Consider the following 16144-nt stretch of genomic DNA (forward strand, 5'->3'; position numbering starts at 1 on the left):
AAATTATGGACAGTGGACAATTAATAAAAGTTAGTAGTATAATTGTATAAGTTAATTAGCAAGAGTAATGACTAATTTAAGTTGGGAGATTAATAATATGAATAGAATAAAAACTTTTATATTAGTAATAATAGATGTTTTTATGATAAATATGGCTTATTTATTAGCTATAAATATAACATTTTATGATAGGTTTACAGAAATAGCAACTATTTATCAAAAGGACATTTTTGTTGTTACTATAATTTATATAATCTGTTTTACTTTGTTTAAGATGTATAGTTCATTATGGCATTTAACTGGGACTGATGAATTTCTATTAGGTGCTGGTGGCGGTATTTTAGCTGGAGCTATTTCAATTGTTTATACTAGAACTATTGGAGCAACAATCCCTCTTAATGTATCAGTAATCGGTACTATTTTGACATGTATCTTAGTATTAGGATATAGGGTTCTATATAGAGTATATAGAAGAGCTTTATTATATATGCCATATAAGTACTCTGAAGATCAAAAAAGAGTAATGATTATAGGGGCAGGTTCAGCTGGAACTATGATTATAAATGAAATGCTATCAAGAAGGAATCTGAAGTTAAATCCTATACTTTTAATTGATGATAGAGATTTTAAACAGGGAAAGCGTATTAGCGGAATTAAAGTTGAAGGTAAGAGAGAAGATATAGTAAGGCTAGCAGAGGAAAGAGAAATAGATACTATAATTTTAGCTATACCATCTATAGATAATGAAAATAAAAGACAAATTTTAGATATATGCAAGAATACAAATTGTAAAATTAAGATAATACCTGGAATTTATGAAATAATTTCTGGTGAAGCAACAGTAAGTAAAATAAAGGATGTTGAGTTAGAAGATTTATTAGGAAGAGATCCAGTAGTGTTAGATAATAAAGGGATTTCTGACTATTTAAATAACAAAGTCGTATTAGTTACAGGAGCAGGTGGCTCTATTGGATCAGAACTATGTAGGCAAATAATACAATTTGGACCTAAACTTTTAATTTTATTTGATATATACGAAAATAGTGTATATGATATTCAAAATGAATTAAAAGATGGGTATCCAGATATTAATATGAGAGTTCTGATAGGCTCTATTAGAGATAAGGAAAGACTAGATGAAATATTTGATGCTTATAATGTTAATGTAGTATTCCATGCAGCAGCTCATAAGCATGTACCATTAATGGAAGGAAGTCCTAAAGAAGCTATTAAGAATAATGTTTTTGGAACATTAAATTTAGTTAAAACTGCACATGAACATAAGATTGATAGGTTAGTTTTAATTTCTACAGATAAAGCCGTAAATCCTACTAATATTATGGGGGCTTCAAAGAGATTATGTGAGATGATAATCCAATCATATAACACAATAAGTGGTACTGAATTCGTTGCAGTTAGATTTGGAAATGTATTAGGAAGTAATGGGTCTGTTATACCATTATTTAAGAGACAAATAAAAAATGGTGGTCCTGTTACAGTAACTCATAAGAGTATTACGAGATATTTCATGCTTATACCAGAAGCAGCACAATTAGTTCTTCAAGCTGGATGTTTTGCAAAAGGTGGAGAAGTATTTGTATTAGATATGGGTAAGCCTGTTAAAATTTATGATTTAGCAATTGATTTAATTAGATTATCTGGCTTTGAGCCTAATAGGGATATAAAAATTAAAGTTACTGGATTAAGACCAGGTGAAAAGCTTTATGAAGAATTATTAATGAGTGAAGAAGGGTTAACTGAAACAAGTCATAATAAGATTTATATTGGAAAGCCTACGTTTGAAAGTATAGAAAGCTTAAATATTAAATTAGAAGAGCTTAAAGAACTTTTAAAAGAAAATGATATTAATCTAATTAAAGAAAAAATGAAACAAATAGTTCCTACTTATAGGGAACCAGAAGAAGTAAATGAAGTAGCAGTTACAAAAGAAGATATTTAAAATATATTTATTACAAAGTAGAGGAAAAGAAATGAGTAAATTTAATCAGGGAATAAAGAGATTATTTGACTTTTTAGTTTCTTTAGTTGGAGTTATAATACTTTCTCCGATATTTATAATAGTCAGTATAGCAATTAAACTTGATTCTAAAGGAAATGTTTTATTTTTACAAAAAAGAGTAGGTAGATATGGAAAAGAGTTTAATATTTATAAATTCAGAACTATGGTTACTGATGCTGAAAAACTTGGTAAACAAATTACTGTAGGTAAAGATAGTAGAATAACTAAGGTAGGAGCTTTTTTGAGAAAGTTTAAAATTGACGAGTTACCTCAATTATTGAATGTTTTAAAAGGAGATATGAGTTTAGTTGGTCCAAGACCTGAAGTACCAAAGTATGTTTCATTATATAATGAAACACAAAAGAAGGTATTATGTGTAAGGCCTGGAATTACGGACATAGCTTCATTAAGATATAAGGATGAAAATGATATACTTGGAAAAGTAGAAAATCCAGAAGAATATTATATAAATGTAATAATGAAAGATAAATTGGATTTGAATCTTGAATATATTGAAAAAAGTAATTTATTTTTTGATATTTATTTAATAATAAAAACTATAGTCAAATGTATATAGATGTAAGGTGGTAAGCTAAATGAAAAAATTGAATTTTGCAATTATTGGTTGTGGAAGAATCTCATATAAGCATGTTGAAGGATTATATGAAAACAATGATGTAGCTAATTTAGTTGCAACATGCGATGTTAAGGTAGAGCTTGCAGAAGCTAAGGCTAAAGAATATAAAGAGAAGATGAATGATAGTTCTTTAAATATAGGAATATATGAAGACTATAAGGTAATGCTTGAAAAAGAAGATATAGATGTAGTTACTATAGCTACAGAAAGTGGATATCATGCAGAAATTGCAATTTACTGTATGAACAAGGGAAAGCATGTTATAGTTGAGAAACCAATGGCTATGTCAATTGATGACGCTAATGAAATGATTGAAGTTGCTAAGAAGAACAATGTTAAATTATCAGTAGCTCACCAAAATAGATTTAATAAACCTATTCAAAAGCTTAGAGAAGCTGTAGAAGGTGAAAAGCTTGGTAGAATAATGAATGGTACAGCAAGAATTCTTTGGAGAAGAGATGATAATTATTATAAGCAAGCTCCATGGAGAGGTACTTGGGACCTAGATGGTGGTACTTTAATGAATCAATGTATCCATAATATAGATTTATTACAATGGATGATTGGATCTGAAGTAGAAAGAGTTTACTCAGAATGTGATACTTTTAGAAATCCAATAGAAGCTGAAGATTTTGGAGCTATAGTAATTAGATTTAAGAATGGAGCTATAGGTATAGTTGAGGGAAGTGCTGTTGTATATCCTAAAAACTTAGAAGAAACTTTAAGCGTATTTGGTACTGAGGGTACAGTTGTTATAGGTGGTCTTGCTGTAAATGAACTTAAGACTTGGAGATTTGAAGGTGAAGACGAGGAAACAGTTAAGAAGGATTTACAAGTTGAAATAGATAGTGTTTATGGGAAAGGACATACACCTTTATTTAGAGATGTAATAGAAGCTATAAATGAAGATAGAAAGCCATACGTAAGTGGTGAAGATGCAATAGTTCCACTATCTATTATTTTGGCTGCATACAAATCAAGAAAGACTGGAATGCCAGTAAACTTCCCGTTTACTAATTTTTCTAGTTCAGATATGAAGAAATAAAATAAAAATGTCAAGTAAATTTACTTGACATTTTTTATTGTATTATTTAAGCTAAGTCCAAGGTATCCAAGATAAATCCATAAAATAGTTGGCATATAGCTTTGCGTAAGAAGTATTACATTTTCAAACATGCCATTAATAGCTATTGCAATAATAGGCGTTAATAATAGAATAATAAATGTTTTTTTATTTGAGTCTATATCGATTCTAGTATTAAATATAGCTATTATTGAATCCTTAGCAATCATGACCATAAATATTCCGAAAAATAGCATTCCTAAAATACCGTTTGAAAGTAGAATTTGGATATATCCGTTATGCATATTATTTGTAATTACATATTTTGAAGTATCATTTGGATATAATTTTTGCTTTGCTAGTCCTATGTTTCCAGGACCATGTCCAAATAAAGGGTTAAATTTCAGTGTATTTAGACCATATGACCATATTTCAGCTCTACCAGTGGATAAATGTCCACTCTTAATTTCTCTATCTAATGTAATCTCTGTATCGGTTGGTGTACCTGTATTCTCGTTATTATCTTTTATGCTCTCTACAAAGGTTGGAATGTATGAAAGTATGTTTCTAGATAATGAAACGGATAAGTTGTATCCAATTAAAATAACAAAACATATTAATATAGAAATAACCAGTGTTTTAAATATACTTAATTTATTTATAAACTTATTATATGACTTTAAAAATATTATGAAAAGTATTGATGCAAGTAGAGATACTGTCGCACCTCTAGAATTACATAGTACTAAATATAACCATTGTATTATTATATTGAATATGTAGTAGTATTTTCTTGCGCTAGATATCTTTTTTAAGTCATACATTTTATATATATAAATATTTACTGCTGTTAATATAATTGAAAGAGTTGCAATCATACCTCCAGAGTTTGGATTACCATACAGCCCCCATAAAGCAGGAGAGTCTGGATATACAAATCCTTGAGGAATATCATTAAAAGTAAACTCAATAAGAAAAATAAACATTATTATAGCTATAAAGCTAGTTATTGAACTAATAAAGATAACTATATTATTTATGTTTCTTATTTCTTTCTGTGCAGTAATTATTTCTTTATTAGAATCATATGAATAAAGAATAAATAAGAAAAATCCTGTATAAACAAAAGTTTTAATATTATCTACTGGATTATTTTTAATATTTATTATTATTCCAATTGCAAAAACAATCATATATAATAGTAGAAAAAATTTGTGCCTAGACTTAATACAAGTTTTTTTTGTAAAAAAGTCATATAAGAAATATATAGCAGCCCAAATTAAAATTAAAATATTAAATTCAGTAGTAATTGGTGCTATTATTGATATAGTTGAAAGCATCATTATTGTAACTAAACTATATAGTAAATTTACTTTATTTAAAAATAATTTTTTTGTTATATTCATTGCTATACCCCTTCCAGTACACAATATAGTTATTTACTAATGTTATTATTATACGTACCAAAAACTTTTGTGTCAATGTAATACAAATACAGATGTCTTTAAAAATGATTAAATTAGCAGTTTTATGTAACTTTTAAGAAAATTTTAAGATTACAAAAGTTTTATTAAGAAAATATTTATTGTTAATAAAGTAATTTAAAAATATAATACTAAGTATAGGAGTTTTATACTTAGTATTTTTTATAATCAATCATATTAGGAGAAGGAAGAATGAAGAAGTCTACAGTACTAGCCTTTATTGGTGTTGTAATAGCTTTCCTTATAGTGGGGGCATTAGGGAATAAGAAAGATATATATGAAAAACAAACAACATTTAATACACCTAAGGAAGCTATAGTGAATTTTATAGGACACGCAAATGTAACTGAAACTGTAAAAGTTGATAATGGATATTACGATAAAGTTTCTAGAAAGTTTCTAGAAAGCATTTCTAGAAGATATAGATTATATATTGGTGAGGATAGATGGAGTTCAATAAATTCTCAAATACCACTATTTTTTAATTATGAATTAAAAGAAATTTCTATGAATGATTCAGATTTTATAATAGAGAAGTACGAGCATTCTTTAGAAGGAATACCTAACTATATTAAACCAGAGGATATAAAATTATTTCGTTTAGATGGATATGGAGCGTTTATCAGTTTGTATAAGAATATTACTCCTAAAGATGATGGTACTTTTGAAAATGTATTTGAGGCCAAAGAAGAGCCAATGACTTTATATCTAGTTGTAGTTAATGAAGGAGAAGGATACGTAGTTGATTATTACTATGTAAATTAATATATTGAAAGGTTAAATATATATGTTAGAAGTTAAGAATTATTCTTTTAAATATGGAAACAATGCAATATTAGATAACATAAGTTTCACCTTGGAAAGTGGAAAGATACTAGGCTTAGTAGGGCCAAGTGGAGTTGGTAAAACTTCTTTAATTAGGGCTATTGTTGGTTTATATAAAGGTGAAGGATCTATTTTACTAGATGGGGAGGAAATTTATGATAACCCTAAAGCTAAAAGTAAGATAGCCTTTGTACCTGATGAACATAGTAGTTTTTATTTAATTAAAATATCTGAAATTATAAATTATTATAAATCAGTGTATAACAATTTTGATGAAGAAAAGTTCTATGAAATAAACAAGATTTTTAAGATTCCTCTAAATAAAAGATTTCTTCAGCTTTCAAAAGGGATGAAGATGAGAGTGAATTTAATGATTGCGTTTTCTTTAGATTCGAAACTTCTTGTTTTGGATGAACCACTTTCAGGTCTAGATCCAATACTAAAGGAAAAACTTTTAAAACTTATTATAGAAGAAAGATCTAAAAATAATAAATCTATTATAATGAGTACTCATAATCTTATTGAGCTTGAAAAAATATGTGATGAGGTTATTATTTTGCATAATGCTAGTATAGATTATCACAATTCTTTAGAGAAGATTAGACGTAATTTTAAAAAGATACAAGTTGCTTTTGATATGCCTGTGTACTTAGAAGATTTGAATTTTGAAGGAATATTTAGAGTTACTCAAGTAGGAAGAGTATTTACTATAATAGTTGAAGAAAATTGTGATGAATTTAAAGAATGGCTTAAAAAGTTTAAACCTTTATTTTTAGAAGAAATAGATCTAACTCTAGAAGAGGTATTTATTAATAGGATAGAGGGGAAGTGCATTGATGAAAAAATATTTTAATAAGACCATATTTTATCAAGGTGATGGTAGTATCCTAATTCCTTTATTAGTTGCCTACGTTGGAGCTTTTGTAATAAATCTACTGGCAATATCAAACTACTTTAATTGGACAATAAGAATGTATTTGTATAATGATATTAATAGAGAAAATATATTTTCCTTTGTTTATATATTTTTCTTTGGACTATATTTATTAACTGTTTATGTGCTTACTGTTGGAGTTTTTAAAAGAAAAAAATGGTCTACCTTACTTTCGGGTCCATATTCAAGAATGGATATAAGAAAGAGAGAGCTTTTTATAGTCTCTATTTCTGCACTAGTATTTATTATTTCTTTTTTATACTCTATATTAAGAGGTTGGTGTAGAGAAAGAGAGATATTGAGTTATATAGGAAATTTACAGGAAGTTGTGCTTATGGATACTCTTAAATTGATAAGCATTGCTATTATTGTTATAGGAGTTTTAGCTATATTAGATTCTATTTTTTCGAATATTTATTATTTATTTGGAACTTTAATACTTGGCCTTATATATTTGATATTGTTATATGCTAATTTTGGTCAAGCTCTAAGTTATTATAGAGATAACTACATATACGGATTAGATTATGTAATTAATGGACTCATGGAATATTTTAATTATAGTAATTACGGAAATCTAATGACCAATACTCAATTAATAGTTATATCTACTATTCTAATATTGGTTGGAATAATATTAATAATTATTGCAAAGAGATTAACTAATAAAATGTTGTTAGAAAATATGAATGAAGGAATAATATTTGATTTTCCTAGAAAAATAGCTAAATTCTTGATAACTACTTTTCCAGGGGTTATATTAGCTTTATTTATATCAGAAATAGTTAATTCAAGGTATTTATATACTTTAGGACCATATAAATTAGCTGTTATAAGACTAGGGTCAATTATAGTAGTAAGCATTATATGTCACTTTATATTGAAGAAAGTTAAAATAAAACCTAAGGAAATATACAGACTGTAAAAATGAATAATGAATAATTAAGAATGTAGAATTGAGGATGAAACTGCAGCAGAGCTGAGTTTCTAAAATTAAATAAGTTAATATAAAAAGGTTGCCTATGTGGCAACCTTTTTATATCTTAATTATTAAAACTCCGAAAGGAGTTTTTTCCTTCATTTTTCATTATACATTTTTCATTATTAATTATGCGATAGCATTTTCTTCTTTTACTTCTCTAAATATAACATGTCCTAATGCAATAGAGATTACAGTAGGGATAAACCATCCAAATCCTATTTCAGCAAGAGGAATAAAGCTTAAGTTAATTCCTGGAATAGCAGATAATACTCCGAAAAATAGTGAAGTATATACTCCAAGTCTTACAGCTTTAATGTTAGTTAAAAATTTTGACATTAGTGTAGTTAAAATTAATGTTATAGAAACGGGATATAATATATTTAATACTGGTACTGATAGTACTACTATATTATCTACGCCTAAGGTTGCAAGAAATAAGCTTATTATAGATATTATTATTGCATTCAATTTGAAAGATAACTTTCCTTTAGTAATCTTTTCGAAGAAGGATGAGCCAGCAGTTAATAAACCAATTGAAGTAGTTAAGCATGCAAGGAACATGGCTATCCCTATTAAAGCAGGTCCTATAGAACCTAAAATGTTTCTAGATATTAATAATAATAATCCAGTCTTACCTATTTCAGAAGTAGTAAATTCAGTAGTTTGAGCGCCTATATAAGTTAATCCACCATAGACGAAAGCTAGTCCAATAACAGCAACTAAGCTTGATTTTAATATCATCTTAGGCATTTCTGAATCTTTATATCCCTTACTTTTTAGTGATGTAGTTATTACTCCTGCAAATAATAATGCTGCTATAGCATCCATAGTTTGATATCCCTCTAATAAAGAAGTAGGGAAAACATTTATGGCATTAGTTTCAGTAATATTTCCTATTGGCATAACTAAGCCTTTAACTATTAACACAACTAAAAGAGTGATAAGAGCTGGAGTTAAGAACTTACCTATTGTATCTATTATTGAAGTTTTTCTTAGTACAAAAAATAAGTTAACTGCAAAGTATATAGCCATTGCTATAAAAGGTCCAATATTCGGGAAAAAGGGATTTATAGTTAGTTCAAAGGTAGTTGCAGCAGTTCTAGGTATAGCAAGCATAGGTCCAATAGCTATAAATAAAATAGCAGTGAATATTATTGAAAATTTAGGCCCTATTCTACTAGATAAAGTTTTAAAAGTACCATCGCCTTTAGAACAAGCAATTATTGCAAGAAGAGGTAGTCCAACTCCTGTTATAACGAAACCTATAATTCCAAGTATGTATTGATCGCCAATTGTATTTCCTAGGAATCCAGGAAATATTAAATTACCTGCACCAAAAAACATTGAAAATAATGCAAATCCAACGATAATAGAATCTCTTATTGATTTTTTCATTTGTATCCTCCGATATATGAATATAAATTTCAACAATATTTTTTTATAAAAATTATAAAAAGTTTAATATTTTGATAGAAATATTAAATAATACTTATTGATATTATCATATTGTTGAATATTCTTCAATAAATAATTAGCTTATAAATAGTGGAAAATTTACATGCTTATATTATCTTGAAAGTTCTATTTATTGTTTTAATAAGCACATATGATATAATTAATAAATGAATTATATTTAAATATAATAACTAAGATAGGAGTTGTAATAGTGAATAAGACAGTATCTATTGTTATTCCATGTAGGAATGAAGAAAATTATATAGAAGAATGTATTAGATCGTTTTTAGTTCAGAGTTATCCTCAAGAATTAATTGAAATAATTGTGGCTGATGGAATGTCTACTGATAATACTAGAAAAGTAATAAACGAAATAAAAAAAGAACATAAAAATGTTGTGCTATTAGATAATTTAAAGTTTTCAGCACCTGCTGGAATGAATCTTGGTATTAAAAAAAGTAAGTCTGATATAATAATTATTTTTGGAGCTCATGCTTATGCAGATAAGGATTTTATTAAAGAAAATGTCATGGCATTAGAAGGAGATAATATAGGGTGTGCAGGGGGCGTTATTACAACAATAAATGACAGTATTAAAGGAGAAGCTATAGCTGAAGCTATGAGTTGTCCTTTTGGTGTTGGAAATGCTCTTTTTAGATATGCAGAAAAGGAAGCTTTTGTAGATACAGTTGGTTTTGGAGCTTATGATAGGAAATTTATAATTGATATAGGGCTATTTGATGAAGAATTAGTTAGAAATCAAGATGATGAATTAAATTATAGAGTTCAAAAGGCTGGTAAGAAAATATTATTGAATCCTAAAATAAAATCAACTTATTTTAGTAGAGGGGATTTTAAAAAATTATGGAGACAATACTATCAATATGGATTCTGGAAAGTTAGAGTAATACAGAAGCATAAAAAGCCTGCATCTATAAGACACTTAATTCCACTTATGTTTGTTTTGTTTTTATTGGGTTGCGGAATATTAAGTGTATTTTCTAAATTCATATTCGGTGGATATTTACTTACGATATTATTATATTTATTATTGGATCTTACTTTTTCAATTAAGATATGTAAAAAGAAAAGTATTAAACATTTACCATATCTTTTCATTACATTTCCTATTTTACACATATCATACGGAGTTGGATTTATTAATGGATTAATGAACTTCTATATATTTAAAAGTAAAAATGTAGAAGAGAAAAATAAAAAGATTTCTAGATAGGGTATGTTATTTAGGAGGAGCTTATGTTATTAAGTGAAGTTATTAATTTAAAAGAAGGGCTAGAATTATTAAAAGAAGGTGAATTTACTTCTTTAGGTTTAGCTATTGCTGAATGTGAAGAGAAGATCCTTACTTTTATAGAAAGTGAAAAATATATAAGTGGCTTAAGTAATAAGATAACAGCTCTTATTACAACTAGAGAAATAGGAGAAAAGCTAAAGGATAAGTATGGAATAATTATTTCTGAGAGCCCAAGATATGATTATTTTAAGTTACATAATATTCTTTCTTCAAATGAAGAGTATAAAAGAGAAAGCTTTAATACAACTATAGGAGAAGGATGTAAAATAAGCAAATTATCTTCAATTAGTGATACAAATGTAGTGATTGGTAATAATGTAATTATAGAAGAATTTGTAGTTATTAGAGAAAACACTGTAATAGGTGATAATAGTATTATAAGAGCAGGAGTTATCCTTGGTGGAGAAGGATATGAGTATAAAAGAACAGATGGAATAATTATGAATGTTAATCACTGTGGTGGAGTTATAATTGGAGATAATGTTGAAGTTCAGTATAATTCTTGTATCGATAAAGCATTATATACTTGGGACAATACCATAATTGGAAATTATTCAAAGCTTGATGATTTAGTTCACATAGAGCATGGTGTTAAAGTTGGAGAAAGATGTTTAATTGCATCAAGAAGTACTTTTGGAGGAAGAACTGTAATTGGAAGTGATTCATGGGTAGGACTTGGAGCTGTAATTTCTAATGGATTAGTGTTAGGAAATAAGGTAAGCGTAAGCTTAGGATCTGTAGTTACTAAAAATTTAAAAGATGGAGAAAAGGTTTCTGGTAACTTTGCCATTGACCATGATAAATATATAAATTTTATAAAAAAAATAAGATAAAATCTTTTATAGAATGAAAATATTTAACATATGATTTATAAGTATTGAAGTTAATATTTAACAGTTTATAATTGTTTTATACATTCTACTATGATAAAATTATATGTGATATTATGTAAAGATAATGGATTGTGAGGGATAACAATGAAAGTAAGAAAAGCCATTATACCAGCAGCAGGACTTGGAACAAGATTTTTACCTGCAACTAAAGCTCAACCCAAGGAGATGCTTCCTATAGTTGATAAGCCTACTATTCAATATATTATTGAAGAAGCAGTAGCATCTGGTATTGAGGAAATATTAATAATTACTGGTAGAAATAAAAAGTGTATTGAAGACCATTTTGATAAGTCGGTAGAACTTGAAATGGAGCTTGAAAAGAATCATAAAGAAGATCTTTTAGAGTTAGTTAGAGATATATCAGATATGGTTGATATCCACTATATAAGACAAAAGGAACCTAAAGGATTAGGTCATGCTATTCTTTGCGCTAGAGCCTTTGTAGGAAATGAACCTTTTGCAGTTTTACTAGGTGATGATGTAGTTGATTCAGAAGTTCCATGCTTAAAACAATTAATGGATTGTTATAAGGAATATAAAACTTCTATACTAGGGGTCCAAACAGTTAATAAGGAAGATGTAAATAAGTATGGAATCGTAGATGGAATTCATATTGAAGATAGGGTATATAAGGTTAAAAAATTAGTTGAAAAGCCAGCAGTAGAAGAGGCACCAAGTAATGTAGCTATATTAGGTAGATATATTATTACTCCACAAATATTTGAAGTATTAAAAAATACTGCACCAGGTAAAGGTGGGGAAATTCAATTAACTGATGCTCTTCAAACTTTAATTGACAGTGAAGCAATGTATGCATATAACTTCGAAGGAAGAAGATATGATGTTGGAGATAAGTTAGGATTCTTACAAGCAACAGTAGAGTTTGCTTTAAAGAGAGACGATTTAAGAGAACCATTTATTGAATATTTAACTAATAAGGATTGGAATAAATAATTTATAGTCTATAAAAGAGATAATAATCACAATAAACAAGATATGTAACTTTTTAAATATAGCTTATCTATGATGGAATATTATAGAGTGTATTATAACAATAGATCTATATTTTCTTATTCTTACTTTGACAGTTTATTGAATATATAGTATTAATATGGTAGAATGTAAATGATGTTAGGAATATTTGGAAGTGGGGTAACTATTATGAAAATAAGTAAAATTAAAAAGTATATATCTATATGTGGAATTATTTTTCTTACAATACTTATTCCATTTAATATTGTTAAAGGGGATACGGGGCCAAAGCCTGAATTGCAAATAATAGTTGAAAATCCACCTAAAGAAGAATACTATTTAGATTTGCTTGTTGATTATGAAGTTAAAAATGGTTATACATGGCTTGATGAAAAAGAATATAATCAGGATAAAATTAAAGTGTTCAAAGAATTTAGGGATGGGAATTGGAGACCTGCACTATTAACCAAAACACGTGCACCTATGAGTGGGAGACTTGTAGGGGAAAGAGATGGAAATAACGTTATTCATGATTTTGGTTATACATTACCAGAAAGTTTTAAAATAGCAATATTAGATAGTAATAATAATATTAATGTATCAGATGAGATAACATTAAGATCTTTTAGAACTACTATTAAATATGATTATGCTAGTAAAAAAATAAGTTATGAAACTGAATCATCTGCAATGGGATTAGTTAGAGGGAATATTAAAGAAATGTTGTCCATTAAAGGGATAATGTTAACTATTATTCTTACATTAATAGTGGAAGGAATAATACTATTATTATTTAAATTTAATATTAAGGAAAATATTAAGCCCTTTATACTAATTAATTTACTTACTCAAATAATATTAAATATATTACTAACCTTAGTTGTTAATAATAATGATTTTGGAGCTTTTACATTTACCCTTATAATACTGGAATTCTTAATAATAGTTATTGAGAGTTTTTCATTTTCAAAATTATTAAAAGGACATACTCCTAAGAGGAGAGTTGCTTTTGGTATAGTGGCTAATATAATAAGTTTTCTTAGTGGATATATAATATATATTTTCATATAAAAAGGTTGGATGATGTAGTTTCATCCAACCTTTTTATTATTATCTTGGAATAAATCCAATCTTCTTTTGCATTTTTCTTAATGTTTTCATTGAGACATAGCTAGCTTTTTCAGCACCTAGCTTATAAATTTCTTCAAGGGATTTTTTATCCTTAAGAATTTCATTTACTTTATTTTGGACTGGCTCTAATTCAGAAACTATTGCATCTGCAACATCTTTCTTTAAATCAGCATATCCTTTATCTTTATAGTAAGCTACTAATTCTTCAGCTGTAGAACCATTAATAGCTATTAATATATCTAAAAGATTTTTAACTCCTGGTTGTTCATCAGTGTAATTAATAACACCAAGACTATCTGTAACAGCTCTAGAAACCTTCTTTCTAATTACTTCAGGTGGGTCCATAATTAGTATATAACTATTTGGATTATCATCTGATTTAGACATTTTCTTTGTAGGTTCTTGTAAACTCATAATCTTTGCCCCTATTTTAGGGATATATGGGTCTGGTACTTTAAATGTTGGACTATAAGCATTGTTAAATCTATTAGCAATATCCCTAGCCAACTCTAAATGTTGCTTTTGATCTTGGCCTACAGGAACTAAATCTGTATTATATAAAAGGATATCAGCAGCCATTAATACTGGATAAGTAAATAGCCCTGCCCCTATAGAATCACCATATTTTTGAGACTTATCTTTATATTGTGTCATTCTTCCTAGTTCACCCATATAAGTATTGCAAGTTAATAACCAAGCAGCTTCACTATGAGCTGGAACATGTGATTGAATAAACAATGTATTTTTTTCTGGAACTATTCCTGAAGCTATATATATTGCAAGAACTTCAAGGGTTCTTTGTCTTAAATCTTTTGGCTCTTGTTTTACAGTTATTGCATGTAAGTCAACTACACAAAAATAACAGTCAAATTCATCTTGTAGCTTTACCCAATTTTTTATAGCCCCAAGATAATTTCCTAAGGTTAATTGTCCAGAAGGTTGAATACCACTAAATATAACCTTCTTCTTTTCTGTATTATTTTCCAATTAAAGCACTCCTTTCATTTGTGCAAACCAATTACTATATAACGTTTAACTATATAATTAATTATAGGTATGGTAAATCACCATGTCAATTGTAATAAAATGCGCAGCATTTTATTAATTAAGAATTAAAAATTAAAAATGAAGAATTAAGGAGGTTTTGCACAGCAAAACTTAAATTTAAATTGGTGCAAAGCACCTTTTTTCCTCAATTCTTCATTCTTCATTCTTAATTTTTCACTATTTTGCTTTGCAAAATTTCACGATTGTTATTGATTTATCAATCAAAATAGTTATATACTATTAAGGCAATTATATTATTTAGATTTATTGATTTAGATTTAATAATTTATATGGAGGTGATTTAAATTAGTTATATAGAGTTTGATAATTTATCAAAAAAGTATAAGAATGCTGATAGATATGCCTTGAAGAATATAAATTTTAATATTGAGAAGGGTGAATTTATAGTTATATTAGGTCCTAGTGGAAGTGGAAAATCTACTCTTTTGGATTTGATTTGTGGATTTGAGGATATTACTGAAGGAAAAATAAAGGTAGATAATAAGGTTATTAATGATATAGAACCTAAGAGTAGAGATGTCTCCATGGTTTTTCAAAGCTATGCTTTGTATCCTCATTTAACAGCTTATGAAAATATTGCTTTTGGAATGAAGATAAGAAAGGCTAATAAAAAGGAGATAGATGAGAAAGTAAAATGGGCAGCTAAAATACTTAAATTAGAAGAGTGCTTAAATTCTAAGCCTAAGAACTTATCAGGTGGACAAAGACAGAGAATAGCTTTAGCTAGGGCAATGGTTAGAAATCCTAAGTGCTTTTTAATGGATGAACCTTTATCGAATTTAGATGCTAAATTAAGAAACTCAACTTCAAATGAAATTAGGAATTTACACAATGAATTAAATGCTACAACTATATATGTTACTCATGATCAAGTTGAAGCTTTGTCTATGGCTGATAAAATAGTAATACTTAATAATGGAGAAATTCAGCAAATAGGAAGTCCTTTTGAAATATATAATAATCCAAGTAATGTTTTTGTAGCTACTTTTATTGGAAGACCTCAGATAAATTTATTTGATTTATTTATAGATGATGATTATATTCTTTTAGGTGAGTCTATTAAGCTTAATAAGCCTAAAGAATTTAATGATTTAAATAAAGGAAAATATATAATTGGACTAAGATCAGAAGATACTATTAAGGTAGATAATTCTAATGATGAATCTATTGAAAGTATTGTAGAAAAGATTGAGTATCTTGGAAGTGAAACAATTTTTTATATTATCCATAATAAAATGAAATTTACTTTAAAGGATTATGGAGTAAATAATATAAAAATAGGGGATAAAATTAGTATTAGTTTTAATTTTAATAGGGCTAATATTTTTGATATATTAACAAAACAAAATATAAGGAGTAATTAAT

General features: G+C 27.5%; 14 protein-coding genes. 11 read left to right on the top strand and 3 right to left on the bottom strand.

Going from position 1 to position 16144, the window contains the following annotated elements; translation table 11 throughout:
* Positions 1–97: 97 nt before the first annotated feature.
* The 3 genes from GPX08_RS09040 to GPX08_RS09050 are packed head-to-tail and all read left to right on the top strand — an operon-like array spanning position 98 to position 3702.
* Positions 98–1960, top strand: coding sequence for an NAD-dependent epimerase/dehydratase family protein (locus GPX08_RS09040; RefSeq protein ID WP_156626490.1), 1863 nt, complete (start codon positions 98–100; stop codon positions 1958–1960).
* 31 nt (positions 1961–1991) lie between these two features.
* Positions 1992–2597 (top strand): sugar transferase, encoded by a 606-nt coding sequence (locus GPX08_RS09045; RefSeq protein WP_156626491.1) that lies wholly within the window; start codon positions 1992–1994, stop codon positions 2595–2597.
* A 19-nt stretch (positions 2598–2616) separates the two neighbouring features.
* A complete protein-coding gene (locus GPX08_RS09050) occupies positions 2617–3702 on the top strand; it encodes a gfo/Idh/MocA family oxidoreductase (protein ID WP_156626492.1) in 1086 nt (361 codons plus the stop codon).
* Positions 3703–3722: 20 nt separating this feature from the next.
* Here GPX08_RS09050 and GPX08_RS09055 read toward each other — a convergent pair whose 3' ends face one another.
* On the bottom strand, positions 3723–5126 hold the full coding sequence (locus tag GPX08_RS09055; RefSeq protein ID WP_156626493.1) for a hypothetical protein: 1404 nt from the start codon (positions 5124–5126) through the stop codon (positions 3723–3725).
* A gap of 270 nt (positions 5127–5396) precedes the next feature.
* On the opposite strand from GPX08_RS09055, the gene GPX08_RS09060 reads away from it, so the two are divergent.
* From GPX08_RS09060 to GPX08_RS09070, 3 genes are read left to right on the top strand one after another with little or no spacing between them, the layout of a single operon-like run.
* Positions 5397–5969, top strand: coding sequence for a hypothetical protein (locus GPX08_RS09060; protein WP_156626494.1), 573 nt, complete (start codon positions 5397–5399; stop codon positions 5967–5969).
* Positions 5970–5991: 22 nt separating this feature from the next.
* Positions 5992–6882, top strand: coding sequence for an ATP-binding cassette domain-containing protein (locus GPX08_RS09065; protein WP_156626495.1), 891 nt, complete (start codon positions 5992–5994; stop codon positions 6880–6882).
* Positions 6866–7888, top strand: coding sequence for a hypothetical protein (locus GPX08_RS09070; protein ID WP_156626496.1), 1023 nt, complete (start codon positions 6866–6868; stop codon positions 7886–7888). The genes GPX08_RS09065 and GPX08_RS09070 overlap by 17 nt, the downstream gene beginning before the upstream one ends.
* Before the next feature lie 183 nt (positions 7889–8071).
* Here the strand turns inward: GPX08_RS09070 and brnQ are convergent, their stop codons facing one another.
* Positions 8072–9340 (bottom strand): branched-chain amino acid transport system II carrier protein, encoded by a 1269-nt coding sequence (gene brnQ / locus GPX08_RS09075; protein ID WP_156626497.1) that lies wholly within the window; start codon positions 9338–9340, stop codon positions 8072–8074.
* A 271-nt stretch (positions 9341–9611) separates the two neighbouring features.
* Here brnQ and GPX08_RS09080 point away from each other — a divergent pair, with 271 nt between their 5' ends.
* The 4 genes from GPX08_RS09080 (at position 9612) to GPX08_RS09095 (ending at position 13651) form a co-directional block, all read left to right on the top strand.
* Complete coding sequence (locus tag GPX08_RS09080) at positions 9612–10634, top strand: glycosyltransferase (RefSeq protein ID WP_156626498.1); 1023 nt, start codon at positions 9612–9614, stop codon at positions 10632–10634.
* Between the two features lie 23 nt (positions 10635–10657).
* On the top strand, positions 10658–11548 hold the full coding sequence (locus tag GPX08_RS09085; protein WP_156626499.1) for a UDP-3-O-(3-hydroxymyristoyl)glucosamine N-acyltransferase: 891 nt from the start codon (positions 10658–10660) through the stop codon (positions 11546–11548).
* Positions 11549–11692: 144 nt separating this feature from the next.
* The gene (gene galU / locus GPX08_RS09090; protein ID WP_156626500.1) at positions 11693–12562 is read left to right on the top strand and encodes a UTP--glucose-1-phosphate uridylyltransferase GalU; all 870 of its coding nucleotides are present in this window, start codon (positions 11693–11695) and stop codon (positions 12560–12562) included.
* A gap of 207 nt (positions 12563–12769) precedes the next feature.
* A complete protein-coding gene (locus GPX08_RS09095; protein ID WP_156626501.1) occupies positions 12770–13651 on the top strand; it encodes a hypothetical protein in 882 nt (293 codons plus the stop codon).
* Positions 13652–13690: 39 nt separating this feature from the next.
* On the opposite strand, the gene trpS is transcribed toward GPX08_RS09095, so the two are convergent.
* On the bottom strand, positions 13691–14698 hold the full coding sequence (gene trpS, locus GPX08_RS09100) for a tryptophan--tRNA ligase (RefSeq protein WP_156626502.1): 1008 nt from the start codon (positions 14696–14698) through the stop codon (positions 13691–13693).
* 365 nt (positions 14699–15063) lie between these two features.
* Here trpS and GPX08_RS09105 point away from each other — a divergent pair, with 365 nt between their 5' ends.
* Complete coding sequence (locus GPX08_RS09105; protein WP_156626503.1) at positions 15064–16143, top strand: ATP-binding cassette domain-containing protein; 1080 nt, start codon at positions 15064–15066, stop codon at positions 16141–16143.
* Position 16144: the final 1 nt, after the last annotated feature.

The organism is Clostridium tertium, assembly GCF_902652255.1.
Classification (GTDB): Bacteria; Bacillota; Clostridia; order Clostridiales; family Clostridiaceae; genus Clostridium; species Clostridium tertium_A.

Bases quoted from the DNA above. Each gene is read 5' to 3' on its own strand.
- GPX08_RS09040 (WP_156626490.1), top strand. From the start codon at position 98: ATGAATAGAATAAAAACTTTTATATTAGTAATAATAGATGTTTTTATG.
- GPX08_RS09045 (WP_156626491.1), top strand. From the start codon at position 1,992: ATGAGTAAATTTAATCAGGGAATAAAGAGATTATTTGACTTTTTAGTT.
- GPX08_RS09050 (WP_156626492.1), top strand. From the start codon at position 2,617: ATGAAAAAATTGAATTTTGCAATTATTGGTTGTGGAAGAATCTCATAT.
- GPX08_RS09055 (WP_156626493.1), bottom strand. From the start codon at position 5,126: ATGAATATAACAAAAAAATTATTTTTAAATAAAGTAAATTTACTATAT.
- GPX08_RS09060 (WP_156626494.1), top strand. From the start codon at position 5,397: ATGAAGAAGTCTACAGTACTAGCCTTTATTGGTGTTGTAATAGCTTTC.
- GPX08_RS09065 (WP_156626495.1), top strand. From the start codon at position 5,992: ATGTTAGAAGTTAAGAATTATTCTTTTAAATATGGAAACAATGCAATA.
- GPX08_RS09070 (WP_156626496.1), top strand. From the start codon at position 6,866: ATGAAAAAATATTTTAATAAGACCATATTTTATCAAGGTGATGGTAGT.
- brnQ (WP_156626497.1), bottom strand. From the start codon at position 9,340: ATGAAAAAATCAATAAGAGATTCTATTATCGTTGGATTTGCATTATTT.
- GPX08_RS09085 (WP_156626499.1), top strand. From the start codon at position 10,658: ATGTTATTAAGTGAAGTTATTAATTTAAAAGAAGGGCTAGAATTATTA.
- galU (WP_156626500.1), top strand. From the start codon at position 11,693: ATGAAAGTAAGAAAAGCCATTATACCAGCAGCAGGACTTGGAACAAGA.
- GPX08_RS09095 (WP_156626501.1), top strand. From the start codon at position 12,770: ATGAAAATAAGTAAAATTAAAAAGTATATATCTATATGTGGAATTATT.